The sequence below is a fragment of the uncultured Parolsenella sp. genome, assembly GCF_934660935.1.
Taxonomy (GTDB): domain Bacteria; phylum Actinomycetota; class Coriobacteriia; order Coriobacteriales; family Atopobiaceae; genus Parolsenella.
On the sequence record NZ_CAKUIH010000009.1, the window covers coordinates 1 to 23,649 of the forward strand.

The 23,649-nt window shown below is 64.9% G+C and carries 20 protein-coding genes; all 20 read right to left on the reverse strand.

What is annotated here, in order from left to right; all coding sequences use genetic code 11:
- Window positions 1-131: 131 nt before the first annotated feature.
- Window positions 132-878 carry a D/L-lactic acid transporter LarD gene (gene larD / locus Q0H23_RS05705; RefSeq protein WP_293836547.1) on the reverse strand — a complete coding sequence of 249 codons (747 nt, stop codon included), beginning with the start codon at window positions 876-878 and terminating at the stop codon, window positions 132-134.
- 70 nt (window positions 879-948) lie between these two features.
- The gene (gene larA / locus Q0H23_RS05710; protein ID WP_293836549.1) at window positions 949-2,226 is read right to left on the reverse strand and encodes a nickel-dependent lactate racemase; all 1,278 of its coding nucleotides are present in this window, start codon (window positions 2,224-2,226) and stop codon (window positions 949-951) included.
- A 252-nt stretch (window positions 2,227-2,478) separates the two neighbouring features.
- Complete coding sequence (locus tag Q0H23_RS05715; RefSeq protein ID WP_293836551.1) at window positions 2,479-3,483, reverse strand: GGGtGRT protein; 1,005 nt, start codon at window positions 3,481-3,483, stop codon at window positions 2,479-2,481.
- Window positions 3,484-3,501: 18 nt separating this feature from the next.
- Window positions 3,502-4,236: a hypothetical protein gene (locus Q0H23_RS05720; protein ID WP_293836553.1), complete on the reverse strand. Its 735-nt coding sequence runs from the start codon at window positions 4,234-4,236 to the stop codon at window positions 3,502-3,504.
- 271 nt (window positions 4,237-4,507) lie between these two features.
- A complete protein-coding gene (locus Q0H23_RS05725) occupies window positions 4,508-4,786 on the reverse strand; it encodes a DUF4160 domain-containing protein (protein ID WP_293836555.1) in 279 nt (92 codons plus the stop codon).
- Window positions 4,786-5,052 (reverse strand): hypothetical protein, encoded by a 267-nt coding sequence (locus tag Q0H23_RS05730; RefSeq protein ID WP_293814949.1) that lies wholly within the window; start codon window positions 5,050-5,052, stop codon window positions 4,786-4,788. The genes Q0H23_RS05725 and Q0H23_RS05730 overlap by 1 nt, the downstream gene beginning before the upstream one ends.
- Before the next feature lie 37 nt (window positions 5,053-5,089).
- A complete protein-coding gene (locus Q0H23_RS05735; protein ID WP_293836557.1) occupies window positions 5,090-6,763 on the reverse strand; it encodes an FAD-dependent protein in 1,674 nt (557 codons plus the stop codon).
- Window positions 6,757-8,124 carry an aminoacetone oxidase family FAD-binding enzyme gene (locus Q0H23_RS05740; RefSeq protein WP_293836559.1) on the reverse strand — a complete coding sequence of 456 codons (1,368 nt, stop codon included), beginning with the start codon at window positions 8,122-8,124 and terminating at the stop codon, window positions 6,757-6,759. The genes Q0H23_RS05735 and Q0H23_RS05740 overlap by 7 nt, the downstream gene beginning before the upstream one ends.
- Window position 8,125: 1 nt before the next feature.
- Window positions 8,126-9,055, reverse strand: a complete 930-nt coding sequence (locus Q0H23_RS05745; protein ID WP_293836561.1) for an Mrp/NBP35 family ATP-binding protein — start codon at window positions 9,053-9,055, stop codon at window positions 8,126-8,128.
- Between the two features lie 185 nt (window positions 9,056-9,240).
- Window positions 9,241-9,975 (reverse strand): HAD family hydrolase, encoded by a 735-nt coding sequence (locus Q0H23_RS05750; protein ID WP_293836563.1) that lies wholly within the window; start codon window positions 9,973-9,975, stop codon window positions 9,241-9,243.
- 216 nt (window positions 9,976-10,191) lie between these two features.
- Window positions 10,192-11,733, reverse strand: coding sequence for an InlB B-repeat-containing protein (locus Q0H23_RS05755; RefSeq protein WP_293836565.1), 1,542 nt, complete (start codon window positions 11,731-11,733; stop codon window positions 10,192-10,194).
- 156 nt (window positions 11,734-11,889) lie between these two features.
- Window positions 11,890-13,164 (reverse strand): alkaline phosphatase family protein, encoded by a 1,275-nt coding sequence (locus Q0H23_RS05760; protein WP_293836567.1) that lies wholly within the window; start codon window positions 13,162-13,164, stop codon window positions 11,890-11,892.
- Between the two features lie 13 nt (window positions 13,165-13,177).
- On the reverse strand, window positions 13,178-14,506 hold the full coding sequence (locus Q0H23_RS05765; RefSeq protein WP_293836569.1) for an ABC transporter substrate-binding protein: 1,329 nt from the start codon (window positions 14,504-14,506) through the stop codon (window positions 13,178-13,180).
- A 242-nt stretch (window positions 14,507-14,748) separates the two neighbouring features.
- Window positions 14,749-15,600 carry a carbohydrate ABC transporter permease gene (locus Q0H23_RS05770; protein ID WP_293836571.1) on the reverse strand — a complete coding sequence of 284 codons (852 nt, stop codon included), beginning with the start codon at window positions 15,598-15,600 and terminating at the stop codon, window positions 14,749-14,751.
- A 10-nt stretch (window positions 15,601-15,610) separates the two neighbouring features.
- Entirely contained in the window at window positions 15,611-16,591 is a 981-nt protein-coding gene (locus tag Q0H23_RS05775) for a sugar ABC transporter permease (protein WP_293836573.1), read from the reverse strand.
- Window positions 16,591-17,625, reverse strand: a complete 1,035-nt coding sequence (locus tag Q0H23_RS05780) for an ABC transporter ATP-binding protein (RefSeq protein WP_366509943.1) — start codon at window positions 17,623-17,625, stop codon at window positions 16,591-16,593. Before Q0H23_RS05780 ends, Q0H23_RS05775 begins: the two co-directional genes overlap by 1 nt.
- A gap of 793 nt (window positions 17,626-18,418) precedes the next feature.
- Complete coding sequence (locus tag Q0H23_RS05785) at window positions 18,419-20,446, reverse strand: class I tRNA ligase family protein (RefSeq protein WP_293836577.1); 2,028 nt, start codon at window positions 20,444-20,446, stop codon at window positions 18,419-18,421.
- Window positions 20,447-20,639: 193 nt separating this feature from the next.
- Window positions 20,640-22,235, reverse strand: coding sequence for an ATP-binding protein (locus Q0H23_RS05790; protein WP_293836579.1), 1,596 nt, complete (start codon window positions 22,233-22,235; stop codon window positions 20,640-20,642).
- Between the two features lie 4 nt (window positions 22,236-22,239).
- Complete coding sequence (locus tag Q0H23_RS05795) at window positions 22,240-22,950, reverse strand: response regulator transcription factor (RefSeq protein ID WP_293836581.1); 711 nt, start codon at window positions 22,948-22,950, stop codon at window positions 22,240-22,242.
- Window positions 22,951-22,959: 9 nt separating this feature from the next.
- Window positions 22,960-23,649, reverse strand: coding sequence for a PhoU domain-containing protein (locus Q0H23_RS05800; protein WP_293836583.1), 690 nt, complete (start codon window positions 23,647-23,649; stop codon window positions 22,960-22,962).

The window sequence follows — 23,649 nt, forward strand, 5'->3', positions numbered from 1 at the left end:
GCGCTACGCACGCCGCCGGCCCCACGCGCCACCGCCCGCGCCTGCCGGCCACACACACGCGCCACGCGCACAGAAAAAGCGCCGCCACCCGCGAGGGGCAGCGGCGCCACGAAGCGTCACGCAAGAATGCTCTAGAACATGCCGAGGAACCCGTGAACGAACAGCGCGGCCACGGCGGCGCCCACGAACGGAGCAATGCCCGGCACGAGCAGGCCGTACTTCCAGTTATTGTCGGCCTTGTCCTTGATGGGGAGCAGCTGGTAGGCCAGGCGCGGACCAAGGTCACGAGCCTGGTTCATGGCAAAGCCCGTGATGCCACCCATACCCATACCCACGGCCCACACGATGAGGCCCACGCAGATAGCGAGCATCAGGACGTTCTCGCCAGCGCGGCTCGCGGCGGCAAGGATCGCGGAGATGAACACGAAGGTGCAGATGGCCTCGCAGAAGAAGTCACGAGCGAAGTTCGTACCCTCTTTCGTGGGGTTCGTCGAGAAGATGTTGCGCTGGGCAATCGGGTCAACGACGCCCTCGGAGGCCTTGAACTCGTCGGCGTACATGAGCCAGGCGATGCAGGCGCCCACGAACGCACCGAGCATGTCGGCCACCATGTAGGGAATGCAGCTCGCCCAGGGGACGAGACCCACGATGCACTGCGCAAGCACCATGGCCGGATTCATGCACACGGCACCGCCAAAGACGAACAGGCACACGGAGATGCCGAACGACCACGTCGTGATGGCGAACATGTGGCCGGAACCCTGATACTTCGTGCCCTTGAGCACGGTGTCGCAGTGGACGCCCACGCCAAAGATGATCATGAGTGCCGTGCTGCCGAACTCGCACAGCATATGGAAAAGCAGATCGTTGCTGATCACGTGCAAAACTCCTTCGAACGTACTTCCTTCTGTCCCCTATCCAAGGCCGCGCCCCCGCGGCCACGTCGGGCTAGTGCTGGGCCACGACCACGCCCAGGCCGTCGGGGATGACGGCCACCTTGGCGTCGGCGCCCTTCATCTCGAAGGCCAGCTTGAGTGCCTCGTCAACGGTGTTGACCGGCGTCATGTGCATGTCGCGCAGCATCTGGTGGTCGCACAGGTCGCTCACCATGATCACGGGGTGATGCGCCAGGATGCGGGCGAAGATCTGCGAGGTCCACTGGTCGGGAAGGGTCTCGTCCTTCGGGCGGTCGATGCAGGCGCGCTCGAACTCGGCCGGGTCGTTGTCGGCGATGTTGTGGTAGAAGCCCTCGCCGCCATGGCCGTCTGCGCAGCCGGCCACGTCGATGATGACGCCGCCCTCGGGCAGCGTGGCCTCGGCGGCGCACATGCCCTTCACGGCCTGATAGATGTTCTGGTCAAGCGGGTAGCCGCCGTTCGTGGTCACGGCGATGTCGCACGCCACGGGCTCCACGCCGGCAAGCTTCCTCACAAAGTCGCAGCCGGCCTCGTGGGCCTCGTGGATGTCGCCGGCAAACGAGCCGATAACCTCATGCTTGCCGTTAAGCACCACGTTGAGCACGAAGGCGAGGTGCGCCATCTCGGCGGCGGCGAACATATCCTCGCTGATGTGGTTGTGGCACAGGTTGCCGGCGCGGGAGTGAGAGTCGTTCACGAACTGACCGTTGTGGTTGTACATGATCGTCTTGTAGCTGGCCACGCCCGGCAGCACAGACTTGCGGCTGCCCGAGAAGCCCGCGAAGAAGTGCGGCTCGATGAAGCCCTCCGCAAGCAGTAGGTCGGCATCGGCCGCGACCTTGTTGATGATGCACTCGCCGCCGGAGGGCAGCGTGCCGATCTTCTCCATCATGCTGTCATCGGTGGCGACGTGCATGACGATCTCCTCGTTGGCGACGATGTCCTCACCGTACTTGTTGACGAGCTCCTCGTGCGTGGAGGGACGGTGCATGCCCGTGGCCACGAGGATGCGCACACGTGCCTCAGGCGCCGCGGCGTGGATGCGGCGAAGCAGGATGGGCATCGTCACGCGCGAGGGCACGGGACGCGTGTGGTCGGAGCTGATGATGACGATATCACGCTTGCCCGCGCAAAGCTCCTCGAGCTTGGGAGAGCCGTAGGGGTTGTCGAGGGAGTCCTCGACGAGCTGCTCCTGGCTCTCGGACGGCTTGAAGTCGTTCTGGTGGCCCTGCATGAGGCCAGCGAAGTTCTTGTCCTCGAGACGAATGGTCATCGTCTTATGGTCATACGGCAGTTCGGTCTCGAACATGGTACGAATCGCTTCCCTTTTTCTTGCAGACGCGCCTTATGTAAGGCGCGCCCTGTGGTGTAGATACCGCGTTGCAACGAGGTGCCGTTCAGGCGCTGCCTAGGGTACACCGCGCAAGAACTACCGTCCACGACAAATTTGCTACCGTTCGCCAAGCTCAGAAAAAAAAGAAAACCGCTGCCCGAGAAGCCCGAGCAGCGGTCTCGTCTCACGCCAGAAACTTGGCACGAGAATGATTCTGTAAGGTTGTCCTTACGCGTTCAGCGCGGCGTTCACGGCGACGGCGCAGGCGACGGTGGCACCGACCATGGGGTTGTTGCCCATGCCGATGAGACCCATCATGTCGACGTGCGCAGGCACGGAGGAGGAGCCGGCGAACTGGGCGTCGGAGTGCATGCGGCCCATGGTGTCGGTCATGCCGTAGGAGGCGGGGCCGGCACCCATGTTGTCCGGGTGCAGGGTACGACCAGTGCCGCCACCAGAAGCGACGGAGAAGTACTTCTTGCCGGCCTCGAGGCGCTCCTTCTTGTAGGTGCCAGCGACCGGGTGCTGGAAGCGCGTCGGGTTGGTGGAGTTGCCGGTGATCGAGATGTCGACGTTTTCGTGCCACATGATGGCAACGCCCTCACGGACGTCATCAGCACCGTAGCAGTTGACGGCGGCACGCGGGCCATCGGAGTACGGGATGGTCTCGACGATCTTAAGCTCGCCCGTGTAGTAGTCGAACTGGGTCTTCACGTAGGTGAAGCCGTTGATGCGGGCGATGATCTGGGCGGCGTCCTTGCCAAGGCCGTTCAGGATGACGCGGAGCGGCTTCTGACGGGCCTTGTTGGCGTTGAGGGCCAGGCCGATGGCGCCCTCAGCGGCGGCGAAGGACTCGTGGCCGGCGAGGAACGCGAAGCACTCGGTGTCATCGGAGAGCAGCATGGCGCCGAGGTTGCCGTGGCCGAGACCGACCTTACGGTCCTCAGCGACGGAGCCGGGGACGGTGAAGGCCTGGATGCCCTCGCCGATCACGGAAGCAGCCTCAGAAGCGGACTTGACGCCGCGCTTGACAGCCAGGGCGCAGCCCAGGGTGTAGGCCCACTCGGCGTTCTGGAAGGCGATGGACTGCGTGTTGTGGACGATCTCACGCGGGTTGAAGCCCTTGTCAGTGCAGATCTGCAGGGCCTCCTCGAGGGAGGCGATGCCGTTGTCGGCGAGGCACTTGTTGATCTTCTCAACGCGGCGCTCGTAACCTTCGAACGTAACAGCCATGGTTATATCCCTCCCTTTCTACTCGTGAACCGGGAACGTGCTGGCGACGGAGTGGGTCTCCTCGTCAGTGCGCGGATCGATGTACTTGGCGGCGTTGTCCCACTGGCCGTAGTGGCCCATGGCGCCCTGGATAGCGTCCTCAGCGGACTTGCCAGCCTTGAGGGCGTCGGTGAACTTGCCGAGGTTCAGGAACTCGAACGCGATGATCTCGTTCTTGTCGTTGAGCGCCATGCGGGTGACGTAGCCCTGGGCGAGCTCGAGGTAACGAGCGCCCTTGGCCTTGGTGCCGAACATGGTGCCGACCTGGGAGCGAAGGCCCTTGCCGAGGTCGTCGAGGGAGGCGCCGACGGGCAGGCCGCCCTCGGAGAACGCGGTCTGGCTGCGACCGTAGACGATCTGCAGGAAGATCTCGCGCATGGCGACGTTGATGGCATCGCAGACGAGGTCGGTGTTGAGGGCCTCGAGGATGGTCTTGCCGGGAAGGATCTCGGAAGCCATGGCGGCGGAGTGGGTCATGCCGGAGCAGCCGATGGTCTCGACCAGGGCCTCCTCGATGATGCCCTCCTTGACGTTCAGCGTGAGCTTGCAGGCGCCCTGCTGGGGAGCGCACCAACCCACACCGTGCGTGAGGCCAGAGATGTCAGAGATCTCCTTGGCCTGAACCCACTTGCCCTCCTCGGGGATGGGCGCGGGGCCGTGGTAAGCACCCTTGGCGACGGGGCACATGTTCTCCACTTCCTGTGAATACTGCATGCCTCTCCTTTCTTTGCGCGAGCCGGCACGCCAAGACGGCGAATCCGGCGCATACGGACCACGACACTCCCCGGTGCCGCGGCGTCCATCGTGTTGCGCGTCCACAAGCGAACGCGGCTTCCACAGACGTTGCAATCATAGCGCAGACGAGCCTGCGCGCGAACGTCGCGAGTTGCCCATTTGTAACGTTTCCGCACGTAGAATGCGAGTTGTACAGAGTTGGGCGGTCAACTTCGCATCCTGCGAGCTAACCTGAATAGCCCTGAGCGGCCTATAGATAAAACACGAGCGAATCCCGCCCGAACGTCTCCATCCATCGCTCACAGATGAGGCCATGGTTGAACTTGATGACCTTGGCAAGATTACGTAAATCCTTCTCGGGGATGCCGCTGTTGTTGTTGGCAGGGATGCATCCGCCGGAAGACGTGAGCCAGAACTTTGTTGAATTCTTCTCTGGATGCCTCACTGCAACATGCACGTGGACAGGTTCTCCGTTCTCTGAGACCCAAAAGAACAGCACATATCTACCGACCACGAGAACCTCAGGCATTAGGCAGTCAGCCTCTCGCTTGGGTCCGCTTGAGCGAATTCGAAGATAAGCGGCGCGTTGTTTTTTACAAGGGCGTCAAGCTTCTTCATCTCGTCATCCGTGAAGCCCTCAACATCGCTCCAGGTAAAAGCAGGGAGCATGCAGCGCGCAGAATTGAAGCCCATGTCGACCGGACGCTCAATACGAACCTCAACGGTACCGTCCTCGTGCATATCCGAATAGGCAACCTGAGTTTCATCAGGAAGCTGGATGTAATCCCAAAACATGATGCCCTCCTCTCGCTCGTCGCCCGCTCACTCAATTCTACCCCGCGAGCGCACAGATCACGGCATCGGCGACGCGGAGGCCGTCGGTCGCGGCGCTCATGATGCCGCCCGCGTAGCCCGCGCCCTCGCCCGCTGGAAAGAGCCCGGCATGGCTCACGCTCTGGAAGCCCTCGCCGCGCGTGACGCGCACCGGCGAGCTCGAGCGGCTCTCGACGCCCGTGAGCACGGCCTCGGCGTCATCGAACCCGCGGAGGTGGCGCGCCATGGCGGGGATTGCCTCGCGCAGGGTCTCGGCGACATAGGGTGGAAGGCACCCGTCCACCTCGCCCCAGGCGATGCCGCGCGGATACGTGGGGCTGACGCGACCGGCCGCACTCGAGGCCTCGCGACGCAGGAAGTCTCCCACGAGCTGCGCCGGGGCGACATAGCCACCGCCACCCATCTCAAACGCCGCGCGCTCGCACTGGCGCTGGAGCTCGATACCGGCAAGCGGGTCGTCGCCGGGCAGGTCGCTCGGCAAGACGTTGGCGAGCAGACCCGAGTTCGCATTGGTGCCGGCACGGGCCGCGAGGCTCATGCCGTTCGTGACGACGCCGCCCTCCTCGCTCGCAGCGGCGACCACGTAGCCGCCGGGGCACATACAGAAGCTGTAGGCACTGCGGCCGCTCGGGAGATGCGCCACGAGCTTGTAGGGCGCGGCCCCAAGCGCGGGGTGGCCGGCGGAGGGGCCGTACTGCGCGCGGTCGATGTCAGCCTGGAGATGCTCGATGCGCACGCCCATGGCGAAGGTCTTGCGGTCGAGCGCCACGCCCAGGTCACGTAGGAGTTCGAAGACATCGCGGGCGGAATGGCCGCAGGCGAGGACGAGGGCGTCCGTGCGGAGGCGCTCCTCCACGAGAAGACCGGACGGCTCTCGGCGCTCGAGGGAGACGGCCTCGACGCGCGGCGAGGTGGTGCCGCCCGCCATGTCGATGCCCACGAGCCTGGTGCGGAAGCGAATCTCGCCGCCAAGCTCGCGAATGCGCGCGCAGATGTGGTCGACGACGCCGGGCAGGACATCCGAGCCGATGTGCGGCTTCGCGTCCCAGGCAATCTCTGGCGCAGCGCCCGCCTCAACAAAGGTATCGAGGACGAGGTGGTGCAGAGCGCTCTTCGTGCCGGTGGTGAGCTTGCCGTCGGAGAAGGTTCCGGCACCGCCCGCGCCGAACTGGATGTTGCTCTCGCAGTCGAGCTCGCCCGTCTCGTTGAAGCGGCGGACGGCCTCGCCACGGCGGCTAGCGTCGTCACCGCGCTCGACCAGGATGGGGTCGAGCCCGGCCGACGCGAGCGCGAGCGCGCAGAAAAGGCCCGCGCAGCCTGCGCCGACCACGACGGGCCGGTGGGCTGGGGACTTCGCGACGCGCGGCGGGAGCAGGGGCGTGTTGTCCTCGACCTGCTGGATACCGCGGTCGTTCTTGCGATGCGCGAGCTTGGCGAGGAGGGTCCTCTCCGCATTCGCCCCGCCGCGCAGCGTCACCCGCGCCGTCACCGTGAGGTGCACGTTGTCGCGCTTGCGAGCGTCGACGGAGCGGCGGCGCAGCTCGACGCCCGTGACGTCATCCGGCGCGACGTGCAGGCGACGGAGGACCGCCGTGCGGACGGCGCGGCGCTCGGACTCGGGCGTGCCATCGAGTCTGGCGAGGGCGATTTTGAGGTTTGAAATCTCTAGCATGCGGAGCTTCCCTTGGCTTTTGAGCTGGACGAACGTGAAGCGCGGGAGCCAGCGGGCACGACGGCATTGATGCCCTTCTCGGCCTCCCCCACAGACGGGCGCGCGGCGATGCCCGCCTCGGCAGCAGCGGCACCAACGCGCAGACCGCTCGACCAGGCCCAGGCGAGGTTGAAACCGCCGCAATCGGCGTCCACGTCGATAGCCTCGCCGCAGGCGAAGAGCCCAGACGCGCCCGTGATGGCGAGAGTGTCCGCGGAGAGTGCGGAGACGTCGATGCCACCGCGGGTCACCTGCGCATGCGCCTCGTCCGCGAGGCCGGTCACACGGAAGGGCAGGCCCTTCACGAGCGGCGCCACGCGCCAGGCGAGGCCATCCGCGCCAGAGCCGCCAGCGAGGGCGATGAGCTCGGCCGCGATCACCGGGTCGAGGATGCCATCGAGGGCAGTCGCCTCGCCGGAATGGCTCGCGACGAGCGTGTCGACCTCCCAGGCGCCAACGTCCGGGGCAAGGTCGAGCTCGACCATGTCACCGGGACGCGCCCTCCTCGACAGGTCGAACGAGACGATGCCGGAGAGCCCATACGGACGGAAGAGCACCTCCCCCGCCTCGCGAAACACAACGCGACCCCCTCGCGTGAGGGACGCCACGCAACGGGCGCGGCGCCCATCGAGCGCATCGAGCAACGAGGGCGCCGGCCCCACCGCGGCGAGCGCGCATAGCACGGGAGACTCGTCCGCGACGGAAACGCCCAGCCCGCGCACGAGCGCGGAGCCGCCGCCAGAGGCGACCACGACGGCGCCGGCGTCAAACGAGGAAGAGCAACCATCCCAGGCCTGATCGAAGTGAATGCCCCAAGACGTGCCGCGCCGCCTGAGCGAGGTGACCTCGCGGGCGGGCGCGAACGTGACGCCGGCACGCGCCGCACGGGCGAGCAGGACATTGCGCACGCTCGCCGCCTGGCGGCTGCGCGGGTAGAGCCTGCCCTCCTCCTCCGCCCAGACGAGGCCGCACCCCGCGAAGAAGCCGAGGATGTCCTCGAGCGCCGCAGCCGGCTTCCCCATGACGACGGAGACGAACTCGGGGTTGCGGTAGCGAGCCGGATCGAGCTCGGCGTTCGCGAAGTTGCAGCGGCCGTTGCCCGTGGCGAGGATCGTCCTGCCACAGGCGAGGTCGCGCTCGAGCACGACGACGGAGGCACCCGCCTCAGCGGCGGTAATCGCGCACGCGAGACCAGACGCACCGCCTCCTATGACGGCGACATCGGCGCGCTTGGGCAGGGCGACGCCAGCGGCGGCAGCGAGGGCCTGTTCCCTCTCCCTCGCGCGCGCCGCACCGGCGGAAGTCTTGCGGCGAGTCGCCACGCTAGACCTCGCTCGGGGTCACGTCGACGGTGTCGCTACCATCCACGGCCTCGGCCTTCTTCGCCTTGTAGGCAGCAGCGGCGGCAGCGGCTCGTTCGGCCATCGTGGGCTCGCGAGGCTTGGGCTCCTGCTCGGCAACCTCGAGCTCGGGGAGGTCGAGGGCGAAGGCGACGGCGTCAGGCAGGAGGCCCTCGGGAAGGGCGTCCTCGAAGGTGCCGTCATCGCAGGCCGCGGCGATGGCGGGGTCGATCGGGAGCGTGCCGAGCACGGGCAGGCTGTAGCCAGCGGCGACCTCCGCGAGCTTGCTCTCGCCAAAGACCGCGATGTGCTCGCCGCAGTGCGGGCAAACCGCGTAGCTCATGTTCTCCACAAGGCCGAGAACCGGAATCTCCATCTGGGCCGCCATGTTCACGGCCTTGCCCACGATCATCGAGACGAGGTCCTGCGGGCTGGTGACGATGACGATGCCCTCGATTGGAAGGCTCTGGAAGACGGTGAGCGCGACGTCGCCCGTTCCGGGAGGCATGTCGACGAGCATGTAGTCAATGTCACCCCACGCGGTGTCACCCCAGAACTGGCGAATGGCTCCGCCAAGGACGGGACCCCTCCACAGGACGGGCTGCGACTCGTCCTCAAGGACGAGGTTGGCGCTCATGACCTTGACGCCATGCTTCGAGACGCACGGGAGAAGGTGGCCGTCCTCGACCTGGGCGCGCTTGTCGGCCATGCCAAACATGTGCGGGATGGAGGGACCGGTGATGTCCGCGTCGAGGATGGCGACGGTCTTGCCGGCGCGCGAGAGCTCGCGGGCGAGGATGCCCGTCACGAGGGACTTGCCCACGCCTCCCTTGCCGGAGACGACGCCGATGAGGTGGTGCACGCGCGAAAGATCGCCCAGCTCAAACTGGGGAATGCCGTTCTGATCTGCCATTGGGGCTCCGTTTCTTGGAAACGCGACGACGCATGGCGCGCCCTCGCCGCTTTGGAACACGGATTCCATTCTACCCATGCGGCGGACGCGACGGCGGCGCGGGCGCGGGACGGCGGGCAGGGTCAGCGCGAGACGCCGGCGCGGCGAGGCACCGAGACAGCCTGAACCGCGCACGGCCCCGCTCCCTAGCCCTCGCGGTTGAGCTCGTCGATGATCGCAGGGAGGGCGTCCGCGAGCTCGCTCATGCGGCCGCACCAGACGGCGCGACGCGGATGGGTGTGGCCCACGTAGGCGGTGCGCATGCCGATGTCCGGGCGCGGGAAGTCGCGGCGGGCGTCATTGCCAACCATGAGACACTCGCTGGGAGCAAGGCCGATCGCCGAGACAAACTCCTCGTAATAGCGCGCCTTCGGCTTGAGGCGCGTCGAGTTGCCGGAGTGGCTCACGCGGAGAAACGGCGCATCCTCGATACCAGCCCAGCCCATGCGCGCGTGAATGCAGCTCTCGGAGAAGCTCGGGTTCGTCGCCAACGCCACGGAAAGGCCCAGTTCGCCGGCCCGTTCGATGGCGTCGAGGCCACCCGGCATCGGGCGTGCGGCAACCAGGCCGGCGCCGCGGCGCGGCAGGATCTCGCGCTCGTAATAGCCGATGGCATCCGCGATGGCCGCATCTCCCACGGGAACGCCGCTCACGCGCTCGAACTCCGCATTGAAGACCTCTTGGTTGGTGAGGCCATCGGCACGCGCGTCATTGCTCACGGCGAGGTAGCCGCGAGCGTACGCCATGCCAAACAAGAGCGTGGGCGCCCCGGAGATGCTCGAGAGGATGCGCGACGTGTCAGCTACGTAGGCGCTCATGAACGCCGTGAGGTTGATGTCGAGCAGCGTGTCGTCCATGTCAAAGAGGACGGCTTTAATCATGCTAGCTCCTTCTATTTTGCGTGAGCCTTCATTCTACCCACTGGAGCACCGCAGTCCGCGGTCTTCCACGCGCACTGTACCCTGGCGCGTGCCGAATAGCCACCCCTGTCCCGAGCAAGCGCCCCGACACATTCCCATCGCATCTCGGCACAAATAACGGGGCGTCCCGAGGGACGCCCCGCATGCGTTACCGCATATGCCTGGCAACTAGCTTGCCTAGTTGTTGTGCCTGCGCGCGAAGATGGCACCCGCAACGGCGATGACTCCGACAACCGCAACCACGACCATCGTCGTGACGTTGTTGGTGTCACCGGTCTGCGGCAGGACCTTGCCGCCGGCGTTAGACGCGTTGGCATTCGAAGCATTGCCGGCGCCAGCGTTGCCCGTGTCAGCAGAGCCATTCGACTGGGTGGCGTTCTTCGTCCACTTGGCGACGAGGGTCACGTCAGAGGTGGGAACATACGTCTCGTCGACCTTCTGGTCGCCAACGTACCAACCAGCGGCGGTGTAGCCCTCGACAGCCGGAACCTCAGGCAGAGAACCAAGGGCGCGACCGCTCCTGACCGTGACGGGATCGACGGAGCCGTGACCGTTGGTCTCGAAGCTGACGACGTAGTTGACGCGCTCGACGGCGCTGTCATCGAGACCGGTCTCCTTAGCGAAGTCACGGGCGGCATCGGCATCGGCGAAGAAGACCTTCGCGTTGCCGACGTTGACCGCCGAGGTGGACCCGGCAATGGCGTCAGCCATGTTGACGACCTTGAAGCTATCGCCGCTACGGAGCATGGCTGCATTGAGAGAAACGAACCTGGCGTTGCTGGAGGCATCGGCGAAGGTGCCGCCGTCAATGGTGACGTTCGCCGCCACCTCGTCACTCGGCGTATTGAGCTCGGGGTTGACGGTCGTGCCTGCGGTGGCGGTGATGGTGCCGGCGACATAGCCGCCCGTGACATTGAGGGACGGGGTCGTGGTGGCACCGCTGTACTTGACGACGACCACATCACCGGAGATCGAACCGCCGGCCACCTTGAGGCTGCCGGGAGTCGAGTCGTCATAAGAGAGGTTGGTGACGAGGCCGTCGATCTCACCGGACTTGATGGTCGCAGTGCCCCAGTTCTGGAAACCGTTCGAGCTAACGACCTTGCCACCGTCCATGACGAGGGTGCCCTCGTTCTTGAGGCCGATCATGACGGGCTGCTCGATAGTGCCGCCAGTGAAGTCCATGGTGCCGCCGTTGCGGAAGCAGGAGGAGAACCCGCTCTTGCCACTGACGGTGCCACCGCTCATCTTCAGGCTACCCGACTCGTTATTGACAACGTACCAGCTGTTGCCGTTGGCGACACCGGGAGTACCGGCCTCGGCACTGCGGGTGAAAGTGCCACCGGCGATGGTGGCGTCTCCCCCATCGTTGTAGAGAGCCGCACAGGCGTGGCTCACGTTGTCGACGGTACCCTGGCCGGTGATGGTGAGGGCGCCGTTGTTGGTAATGGTGTGCTTGCCAGAATCATTCGTGAGCGTGTGGCCGTTCAGGTCGAGCGTGACCGTCCTGCCGGCAGGCACGGTCATGCTATAGGTGACGTCATCGCCAAGGGTAATGATTCTGACGTTCGCATCGTCCAGGGCCGCCTGCAGGGTGGTGGCATCCGTGACGACGGTGCCGTCCTCAGCCAGCGCCGGCGCCGGGGCGGCACCCAGCGCAACCGCGAGTACCGCCGCCGCGACGGCAGCGACACCCTTCTTGAAACTCCTCACTCTCATACGTTCCTCCTTGTTGTGCCATAAGGCGATTGCCGAGTCTCCGTGCATTTCAGTAATTGTAGTCCCCCCCCTCTGAATTCCTATAGCCAGAATAGGAATAATCTCGGACAAAAAAGGGGCGCCCGCCTTACAGCGGACGCCCCAAAAGGCGCGTTCCTATAGCCCCTCCGAGAAGAAGCTCCTTCCATCAAGCGCGGCCTCGTCGAAGGGAATCCCCGCGGCCTTCATCATGGTCGGAGCCTCGTCAACCAGGCGCAGACCCTGGTAGCGTCCCGGCTTGACGCCGGGGCCAGCCATGATGAAGCACGGCTTCTCTCCCCTGAAGGGCATGTGCCCGTGCGTGGCAAGGCTGTACTTGTAGTCGTCGCCGCCGGCGGGCGTCACGAGCGGGCCTTCCGCGTCGTCGCCAAAGGCGTAGTTCGGAGCGGCCTCGAAGATGTAGGAGAAGTCCCCAGCGATGTGGAAACGCTGCCTCGCCTCGTCGTTCGTGAGAGCGTCGGTCACGTAGCCCTCGTCAAACAGCGGCGCGAGGGCCTTCATCGCAGGCTCCAGGTACGCCTCATCCTTCACGAAGAGCTCGGCGGAGATGCCACCAGACTGCACGTAGGCGTTCCAGAAACTGACCTCCCCTGCCTCGTCGACCTCGAGAAGGCCGGCCTTGGCAAGAAGCACGTTGGCGGAGAGCTTGTAGTCGACCTCCAGGTGGCCGTGGTCGCCAAGGACGCAGATCACCGTGTCACCGAGCACGTTCGCGTCCTCAAGGGCGCGGAAGGTGCGGCAGAGCCACTCGTCGTGGAGGCGGAGCGCCTCCTGCACCTCGGGGGCGTGGTTGCCCGCGACGTGCCTCACGTGATCGAGATGCGCCTGGTGGTCGAGGATGACCTGGGGTGCCCGTTCGCGAATCAGGTCCTCGAGGCAACGTATCTCGAACTCGTCATACGAGGGATGGGTCGCGTGGGCGACATCATGCTCGTTGAGATAGCGGGACGCATACTCCCAGCCGGCGTCGTTGCAACCGTCGCGGTAGACCGCCTCCACGGTGGGATACGCGCTCCACTTCCAGATCTCCGGGATGTCATAAGTGACGGGGGCGTTGGCACTCACCGGCCAGCCGACGGACGCCGTCGTCATCCCAGCCTCGGACGCCCAGTCGAAGACCGTCGGGACCTTGATCGCAGAGTAGTCCCAGTACCACTCCTCGTTCCTGCTGGCAGGGTCGAGCTTCTGGTTGTGGGGAACGCCCGTGCGCTCGGGCCAGCAACCAGATCCGATGCTCGCATGGCAGACGTAGGTGAGCGTCGGATAGACGCTCTCGACGTGCTCGAAGACCGCCGCGTTCTCGAGGAGCCTCGAGAATCCGGGGAGATGGCGCGTGTCGGGCAGGTCGGTCGTGAAGAGGGCATCCACGCAGACGACAAGAAGCCTATGCATCAACGGCACCTCCCTAGGCATTCTGGGCGAGGACGGAGGTCGCCTGCTCCGCCGCGGCCTTCAGCTTGTCCTCGGGGTTCTCGCCGGTGCTCATGACACCCTCGAACGCGTCGACGTAAATCTTGGCGGCCTCGTCGAAGCCGGAGTTCATGCAGTCGCCGACCGCGTACTCGAGCTGGTCGAAGGCGACCTGGTACTCGGGCATCTCAGCGTAGGCGTCCTTGATGCGATCGTCGTCGGAGGCGGACTTGCGGGTCAGGAGGTAGCCGGTCTTGAGGTGGTTCTTCACGCTCGCGTCCTTGCTCGTCATGAAGTTGATGAGCTCGGCCGCGGCCTCGCGGCGCTCGCCCTCGATGCTGCCGCACATCACGAGGTTGCAGCCACCGGTCGGAACCTTGTTCTGCGCGTTCTTGGGGATGAAGCCAACGCTCACCTCGTAGCCGCCCTGCTCCGCCAGGCTCATCGCGTTGGTGAGGCCGGCGGTCGAGGAGGTCCACATGGCGATCTGCTGGTTGGCGGCATTGGAGTCGAGGGTGTCGGAGGCGTTGGTGCCCGCGACGAACGAGAAGTTGTGGTTGGCGACGTTGTCCTGGAACCAGCGGACCATGTCGACCGCAGGGTCGTCGGCGAAGGTCGCCTTCGTGCCGAGGATACCGTCACCCCAGAGCGAACCGCCGTTGCAGAAGGAGAAGGCCTCGAGCAGCCAGGTGTCGGAGCTAAAGCCGAAGCCCTTGACGCCGACCTTGGCGAGGGCGTCGGACGCCTTGACCATGTCATCCCAGGTGGCGGGGGCGACTGAAGCGTCGAGGCCGGCCTTCTCGAAGAGGGTCTTGTTGTAGTAGAGAATCGGCGTCGACCTCAGGTACGGCACGCCGTAGAGCTTGCCGTCGACCTGACAGTTCTCCATGAGGCCGGGCCAGAAGTCGTTGAGGTCGTCATCGGCGACGAACTCGTCGATCGGCTGGATCATGCCGCCGTCGGCGAAGACCTTGGTCGAGTTGATGACCATGACGCAGACGTCAGGCGCCTCGCCGGCAACGAACGCGCTCTTGAGCTTGGAGTTGAGGTCGTCATAGGAGCCCTGGGACTCTGCGGTGACGTGGATGCCCTTCTCCTTGCCCACCGTATCGTTGAACTCCTGGATGCGCTCCTCGTTGTTCTCCTTGATCTTGTCGGTCCAGCAGTACCAATAGGTGAGCTCGATGGTGCCGTCAGAGGAGGTGCTGGCAGCAGGGCTGGCCGCGCCGCCGTCGCCCGAGCAGGCGGAAAGACCAGCGAGCGCGGCGGCGCCCGTGGCGGTGGCTCCGAGCTTGACGAACTGACGGCGAGAGAGGTCCTTCATGAGGTATGTCCTTTCGATTTCACATGCGTAATGGCTTGGTTTTCGTTATCGGCACAGGACTCCCCCACCTCCGCGGAGGGGTACAAGAGAGAAGCCTGTTGTTTTTGATCACGTGCGATGTGTCAGGCGGAGGCCCGGCCAGCGCTTGGCATGCGCGGCACTGACAGGCCAGACATGGGCGGGCACGGGCGCGCGGACGACTCGCGCGGGCACGGGCGCCGCGTGCGATGGCCGTGGCTTCGCTACTTGTCGCCCAGGTACGAGAACGCCTTCACGATGTGCTTGTTCGCGAAGAGGTAGACCACCATGATCGGGGCCGTCAGCACGACGTTCGCCGCCATCAGCAGGTGGAAGTTCACGCCAGACTCGGACGCCTTGAGTGCGGCGACGCCAACGGGCAGCGTGCGAGCGAGGTCCTTGGTGGTGAGGACGAGGGGCCAGAAGTAGTCGTTCCAGGTCCCGATGAAGGTCAGCAGCGCCAGGGTTACAAGAGTCGGCATTGCCATCGGCAGGAACAGCTTGAAGATGATCGTCAGCTCGCTCGCGTGGTCGAGCTTAGCGGCCTCGATGAGCTCCGGCGGCATCTTGTTGAATGTCTGGCGCAGCATGAAAATATTGAAGGCGCTCGTGGCGAACGGCAGCACCAGGGAGGCGTAGGAGTTGATCATGTGCCAGCGAGAGAACATGATGAAGATGGGCAGGAACACGAGCTGGACCGGCACCATCATCGTGACGAGCGTGATGCCAAACAGGACCTTCTTGCCACGGAAGCGATACTGCGAGAAGGCGTAGGCCGCGGGGATCACGGTGAGTGTCTGGCACACGAGCGTCGCCAGGGTGACGATGATCGAGTTCCTCAGGTAGACCCCAAAGGGGCCGGACTCCAGCGCGTCGACGTAGTTCTGCCACTGCGGATTTGCCGGCAGGATCGAAGGCGGGAACTGCATGGTCTCGCCAAGCGTCTTGAGCGAGCTCGAGACCATCCAGAAGAACGGGAAGAAGAAGACGAGCACGAGAAGGATGTCGATCGCGAGCCTCCCCGCCGAGCGGACGGCGCGGCGCGCCGGCATCCCGTGCTTGGTCGTGGATTGCATAAGGGAGCTCCTAACGGTAGTGGACGCGCTTCTCGAGCACCTTGAAGTAGACGACTGCGAAGATGGCGACGAGGACCAGCGGCACCATGCCGATGGCCGCGGCATAGCCCACCTTGTAGAACTTGAACGCGTACTGGTAGAGGGAGAACACGATAGTGTTCGTGGCGTTCTGCGGCCCTCCCTGCGTCATGATCTGGATCGTCTCGAAGACCTTGAGCGAGGAGATGACCTCGACGATCACCAGGAAGAAGAGGGTCGGCGACACGATGGGCAGGGTGATCTTCCAGAAGGTGGCCCAGGGCTTCGCGTGGTCGAGCTCGGCCGCCTCGTAGAGGTTCTCCGGGACGGACTGCAGCGCCGAGGTGAGGATCAGCGCGTCATAGCCGACGGACTTCCAGACGGAGATCGCAATGAGCGAGGCGAGCGCCACGCGAGAGTCTCCGAGCCAGTCGACGGGAGACACCCCGAAGACGGAGAGGATCTGGTTAAGCAGGCCATAATCCCTGTTCATGATCCAGAGCCACAGGAGGGAGATCGAGGCGAGCGAGATCACGTAGGGCGAGAAGATGACTGCCTGGAGGAATCGGTTCCTACGGCTCGCGCGCTTGAGGTGAAGGGCACAGAGCATGCCGAAGGAGACCGAGAGACCCACCGTGAAGACCATGTAGATCAGCGTGCTGACGAGCGTCTGGCGGAACTGCACGTCCTGGAACAACGTGACGTAGTTCTGAAGGCCCACGAATACCCTCTCCGGATTGACGAGGTTCCACTCGCAGAGGGAGAGACCACCCATCTCGAATATCGGATAGATCCAGAAGACCGCGAGGATCACGATCGAAGGGGCGATGGCGGCGTAGGGGCGAAGCGCGCGGAGCACCCTCTTCGCGTTCAGGCGCTCGCCCGCCTTGCTCTCCCTCGAGTTGCCGCTTGTCTTCCCCGCACCCAGGCGCCCCGTCGTCTTCTCCGGGATGGCCGCAATGCTTGCCTCCATCAGGCCTCGACCCGCCTCTCCTGGCCATCGAAGTAGTGGATGGAATCCCCCTCGACGAACAGCTGGACGGTCTGCCCCACCTCAACGAGCGGCTGGTTGAACGTCTTGAAGGAGAGGGTCCCAAAGGGAGCTTCTGCTTGGTAGATGATCTCGGAGCCCATGACCTCATGGATGTTGACCTTCGCCTCGAAGGCAAAGCTGTTTGAGGGGGCGCCACCCTCGCCGGCGAGAATCGCACGCGACGGGCGGAAGCCGAAGAGCACCGCACTAGTGGGAGGCTCGGGAAGGGCAAGGCCCGCGCAGGGGAACACGTTCATGGAAGGAGTGCCAATGAACTGCGCGGTGAAGCGGTTCTTGGGGTGCCCGTAGACCTCTTCGGGGACATCCGCCTGCTGGATGACGCCGTCACGCATGAGGACGATCTTGGTGGCCATGCTCATGGCCTCGGTCTGGTCATGCGTGACATAGACAAAGGTCGTCCCGAGGCGCTGGTGGAGGGCGATGAGCTCGGTGCGCATCTGCGTGCGCAGCTTCGCGTCGAGGTTGGAGAGGGGTTCGTCCATGAGGAAGACCTTGGGCTTCTTCACCATGGCCCTCGCCAGGGCGACGCGCTGGCGCTGGCCGCCGGAGAGCTGCGAGGGCTTACGGTCGAGGTAGCCCTCCAGGCCGACGATGCGAGAGATCTCGTCGATTCGACGCCGGCGCTCGTCCTCGGGCACCTTCATGTTGATGAGGCCGAACTCGATGTTGTCCCTCACCGTCATCGTGGGATAGAGGGCATAGTTCTGGAACACCATCGCAATGTCACGGTCCGAGGGTCCCACCTCGTTTACCCTCTCCCCGTCAATGAGCAAATCACCCGAGGTCACGTCCTCGAGTCCCGCAATCATGCGCAGGGTCGTCGACTTTCCGCATCCCGACGGGCCAACCAGCACGGTGAAGCTCCCGTCAGGGATCGTGAGCGAAAGATCGGGAATCACCGGAGGCTTTCCGTCGTACGACTTCGATACGTGACGCAATTCAATACTCGACACGCGGGCCTTTCCTTTCTCTCTCATTCATCTGGGCACAAGAGAGATTGTCCCGGCATTCCGTCATGGCGAGACTTCGGTTCTGTCAGAGCTCGGACAGCGTATGAAGGCGTTCGGGCATCTTTTTGTCAGGAATGAAAGGATCCGGTAAAGGCGGGAATGGAGGTCCCAATGGAGGCTGGAATGGAGAGCCCCGATGAAGGCGGTGCGGCGCAAAGGGTGCGCACGACAAAACGCCACCGCAAGACTCTGTTTGAAACGTCCTCTGGCGGTTTGAGACGTCCTCTGACGGTGCGCAGGCGCGTTCAGAAGGCTCTCTAGAGCCAAGACCAGAGGCACCATGCAACAAAAATGAGATTCTGCGGCTGAATAATGATGGTTATCCTCATTCGGATTTCGGCCAACTGGGGTTTTATTTGCTAGCTGCAAACTCTCATATTGTTTTTAGAGCCTCGAAGCCCCAATTTGAGCCGCAGAATCTCGAATTCGTTGCACGCAAAGCGGAGCGAAGGGACAAAAGGGGCTTCCATGGCAGGTCCAGAGCCTCCCAGAGCACAGCCAGACATGGCAAGAAGGCGCAAGATCGCGACGGCGCAGGAACGCATGGCGCGACGACACTAGACGCGGCAACGCGGGAACTCATGGCGTGACGACACGACAGCGCGATAATCGACGCCACGGCGGCGTGAAAAACGGCACGCGAATGCAAAAGACCTCCCCGGCGCGGATGCCGGAGAGGTCTGTGATTCGCGAAGCTAGCTCGAGCGCGACGCCCGCGAACAGGCGCGGGGAGCCGCTACTTCTTGTACTGGCTCTCGTGCTTGCGGAAGAAGTCGAAGCGCGGGGGGAGCTCGAGGATAGCGTGCTCGGAGGCATCCTCGCCAAGCTCGGCGGCGAGCTCACGCGGCGTGGCGAGAGCGTGCTCCCAGCTGAAGAAGTCCTTCTCCGAGAAGCCCATGTACTCGGCGACGAGCTCGCAACCAGCAGGCACGGCGGGGTGCATCAGCAGGGCCGTCGTGCGAAGGGCGGCGAAGGCATCCGCGAGGGCGGCCACGTAAGCGTCCGCGTCATCGCCGGCGGCCTTGCTCGTCGCATCCCAACGCTTGTTGGCCGCGCGAGTGAACTCCTCCACCGCGGCAAGCGCGCCGTGGAAGTCCATCCCGTGGACCGTGCGCTCGAACGCGAGCGTCGCCTCGCGGCACTCCTCGATGACCTCGGCGCTCGCCTCCACCGCCGGCAGCTTGCAGCCACAGGCCTTCGCGGCGCCGTAGAAGCAGCTACGCGCCAGGCGGTTGAAGATGTTCGTGAGGAACGCGCTCTCCTTGAGGGCGGGGTCGACGACGCGGGAGTCGTCACACACGAGGACTTCCTCGCCGGTCTTCTTGTCCTTGTAGGAGACGCTCGTGTCATAGACCTTGGGCGAGAAGCTCACGGCCTTGGCGTCGAGTGCGAGCGACAGCCAGTGAGCACGCAGCTGCTCGGCGGTGTAGTGGTCGAGAAGCTCCGCGGCCATCGGCGGCTTGATCGCGCCCGAGCTCGAGGCCTTCTTGTTCATGAACAGGATGTGGTAGTTGGCCACCGGCGTGGTCTGCTTGAGGCCCCAGCCCATCGCCTCCCACATCGCGGGCTGCGCCACGCAGTAGAAGTAGATGTTGTCCTGGCCAATGAACTGGAAGACGCGGGAGTCATCCGCGCACCACCAGTCGTGCCAGTCGCGGCTCGAGTAACGGCCATCCGCGCTCTCGGCAAGTGCGGTCTGGACGAAGCTGATCGGCGCCCACAGGCTCTCGGGCCAGCACCAGACGGTGAGGCCGCTCACACCGTCGATCTCCGGGGCGGCGACGCCCCAGTCGATGTTACCGGTGATGCGGAACGGCAGCAGGCACTTGCCCGTGCGGAAGCGCACGTGCGCGCCCTCGAGCACCTCGCGCGCCTTGTCGCGCGCCTCCCAATCGGCAAACTCAACGGAGAAGCTGGCCTGGTTGCCCTGCGCCTCGTGCACGGTGTGGACCGGAAGGTCGCCCGCGACGGCGGCGAAGTCCTCGCGCAGCTCGTTCTTGATATAGATGACAGGCGCGACGAGGCTCTCGCGCACGGTCTTGGTCACGATGTCGCGAACCTGCGGGTCAGCGTCCCACTCGTCCATGAGGGTCTCGAGGGCCTCGGAGAACGCGGGCAGGTCGAAGTACCAGTTGTCGCACGGACGAAGCTCGGGCTTGGTGCCCGTGAGCTGGGAGACCGGATTGATGAGCTCCTCCGGGTCGAACTGGTGCCCCAGGTCGCACTCGTCCGCATAGGCCTTCTCGGACTTGCAGCCGCGGACCGGGCAACGGCCCTTGACCTGGCGGCCGTTCAGGAAGGTCTTCGCCTCGGTGTCATAGAACTGCAGCGTGGAGCGCTTCTTGAGGGCACCAACCTCGTACAGGCGACGAATCCACGCGTCAGAGAGCGCGGCGTGGAAGGGCTTTGCCGGCTCGAGGCCGCTGCCAGCGAAGATGTCGAGCGAGATACCGTAGGCGTCGAGCGCGGCCTTCTGGTTGTCGTGGTGACCACGGACGTAGTCGGTGATGGTACCGGAGAACTCGCCGGCCTCCGTGAGCTTGCGGTAGCCCTCCATGATCGGCGAGCCATAGCAGTCCGTGCCGGAGACGAACAGCACGTTCTCGGCACCGATGCGGTCACGCAGGAAGCGGGCGAAGAAATCCGCCGGCACGAAGACGCCACCGATGTGGCCAAAGTGCAGGTCCTTGTTGCCATACGGCATACCGGCCGTGACGACGGCGCGCGCCGGGAAAATGGGGCGATTCGTGTTCTCGGAAGCCATGGGTGCCCTTCTCGATAGTCAGTCAACCTGCTGATTATCGCACTTTTGCACGCCCGGGAATGGCGGGAGCGGGGCCGGACGGCCGAGAGGCGCCGGGCGGGAACGGGGCCGAGAGGCCGAGAAAGACCGGGGCGGCGCCCCCGGAGAGGCACCGCCCCGAATCGAGCGTCCGAGAATGGCAAGCTGCCGGCGACTAGCCGAGTGCCTCCACGAGCGAGGACTCTGGGAAGGTGACGGTCACGGTGGTGCCGACGCCCTCCTTCGACTCGAGCGTGAGCTTGGCGCCGTGATAGGCCGCGGCGTGCTTCACGATAGCGAGGCCCAGGCCCGTGCCGCCGCGCTCGCGCGACCGGCTCGCGTCGACGCGATAGAAGCGCTCGAAGACCTTGGCCTGCGCCGCCTCGGGGATACCCAGGCCGGTATCGGCCACGACGAGGCGCGGGCATCCGTCAACGACGTCGATGTGGGCGTCGACCGTGCCGCCGGCGTGGTTGTAACGGACCGCGTTGTCGCACAGGTTGTAGACGAGCTCGTCGAGAAGCGATGGAATGCCGCGCACGACGACGGGGTCTCCGCTGCAAGTGAGTCTCACGCCGGCGGCATCGGCCACGGGCGCGAGACGGTGGCCGACCTCGCGAAGCGCATGGGCGATATCGACGGGCTCGGCCTTGCCAAGCAGCGAGGTGTCACCGGCGCGCTCGGACTCATCGAGCTTGGAGAGGGTGAGGATGTCGTTCACGAGGTCCGTCATGTGGTGTGCCTCGTCCACGATGCGGCCGGCGAACTCCGGCACGTCCTCGGGCTTCGCGATGCCGTCACGAATGAGCTCCGCCGCACCAGAGATGGTGGAGAGCGGCGTCTTGAGCTCGTGCGTCACGTTCGAGGTGAACTCGCGGCGCATGAGGTCCGCGCCACGGAGCTCCCCCATCTGCTCGTCAATGCGCTCGACCAGGGGCTCGAGCTCCACGTAGGAGCCCTCCGGGTCAGGATTCGAGGGATCGATGTCGAGGATGGGTTCCACGAGGCGGTCGACGATCAAGCGCGACACGGCCCAGCACACGAGCACCACGGCGGTGACGACGGCAACGGCAAGCAGTACGTCATGCCCGAGCGCCGCCCTGATGCCATCGCGGGCGACGGCGAGGCGCAGCACGTTGCCGTTGTCGAGGCGAACGGCGCGATAGATCTCGACCCTGCCAGACGTGGCAGAATCACGCTCCGCAGAGCCTTTTCCCGTCTCGAGCGCCCCGGCGATCTCGGGGCGGTCGGCGTGGTTGGGCATGCTGTCGACGCTGTTCTGGTTGTCATAGAGCACGGTGCCGTCGGGGCTGACGACGGTCACGCGCGCCTCGCCGAGGTCGAGGTTGGTGAGGTGGATGATGTCAGACTGCGTGCCGCGCATGCTCGTCTTGACGAGGGCGCACTCGGTCTCGAGCATGCGGCCGGCGTCGCGCACGCCGCTCTTTTGGTAGACGAGTGAGGCGATGACGAGAACCGCAACCGCCGCGATGGCGGACACGGCGGCGAGCGAGACGAAGATGCGGCGCGCAAGGGACTTGCGCCCGCAGCACAGGAGCGCACGGACCCTCCGCGGGGTGGCGCCGCCGTCGACATCCGCATCCGCGGCAGGCACGGCATCCGCGACGGGCACGGTGAGCGCGTCCCTATCCGCGCCACCCTCGCCCGAAGGCGTCACAGCCCCGGTGGCGCCGCCGTCATCGACGGCATCAGCCACCTGCTCAGGAAGTTCGTCCTGACCCATCATGCCGTTGGTCGCGTCCTCCGCCATGGCACTAGCCCCTTAATCGGTATCCAACCCCACGCACTGTCTCGATGAGTTCGGCGTGATCGCCGAGCTTCTGGCGCAGCGTCTGGACGTGGACGTCGACCGTGCGGCTACCGCCGTCGAAGTCCCAACCCCACACGCGCTGCAGAAGCGTCTCGCGGTTGAACACCACACCGGGAGACCTCATGAGGAACGATAGCAAATCGAATTCCCTGACGGTGAGATTAAGGGGCTTTCCTTCGAGGGAGACCTCGTGCCTGGAGGGAGAAAGGGACAAAGGTCCCAGATTCATGACGTCGGAGACGGCGGCCGAGGCGACGGCGCGCGACGGGGCGCGACGCAGCAGGGCGCGCACACGGCTCACCATCTCCATCATGCCGAAGGGTTTTGCGAGGTAGTCGTCCGCTCCGCCGTCGAGGGCGGTCACGGTGTCAAGCTCCGAGTCGCGAGCCGTGAGCATCATGACCGGCACCTGGGAGAGGCCGGGCGTCTGGCGGATTCGCTTTAGGATGGTGAGGCCGTCCGTATCGGGCAGCATGATGTCGAGAAGCACCGCGTCAGGGGTGCGCTCGGCGCAGGCGCGTCTGAACGCCGCGTCATCGGGAAGGCCCTTGGCTTCGATGCCAGCCTGCGACAGCGCGTAGACCGTCAGCTCGCGGATGTTCTTCTCGTCCTCGACGTAGTAGATCAACTGGTCGCTCTCCATCCGATCCGCCATCACTTTGGACTACTCCCCGTCCGTGTTGGCGGCGGAGTGGTCCCCACCGGTAAGGATACGCTCTCCGGTGGCGCGGAACACCGCCCAATCGGCGATGCGCTGCGCCTGGTCACCGATTCGCTCGAAGTACTTGGCGGCCATGAGCAGCTCCGGGAGGCTGCCGGGCGACGGCTGGCCCTGCCTGATGAGCTCGACGACGACCGCCTCGGCAGCGGCGTACATCTTGTCGAGGACGTCGTCGCTGGCGATGACCTTCTGCGCGAGCTCGACGTTCTTGGTGAGGAACGCCTCGATGCTGTCGTCGACCATCTTCGCCGCGTGCTCGCTCATGTGAGCGAAGGAGTCGGACAGGCGGGTCGTGACGTCGGCGGGCATCTCGGAGAAGACGAAGGCGACGTCGCGCGTCATGGAGTCGATCTGCGCGAGGTCGGAGACCAGGCGGAACGACGCGGACACAAAGCGCAGGTCCTCGCCGATGAGCGGCTGCTGCATGAGCATGATGTCGAGGCAGAGGCTCTCGATCTCTTGGCGGAGGCGATCGGCGGGCTTCCTCCCCTCGAGGACGCCCGTCTCGGCGCCACGGTCACCGGAGGCGGCGAGGCCCGCAGCGTGGACGTCCGTCGCGGACTTCTCGGCGAAACGCGCGAGCAGGCCCTCCATATCGCTCAACTGCCTTGTGAACTCGATCCGGGTAGCCAT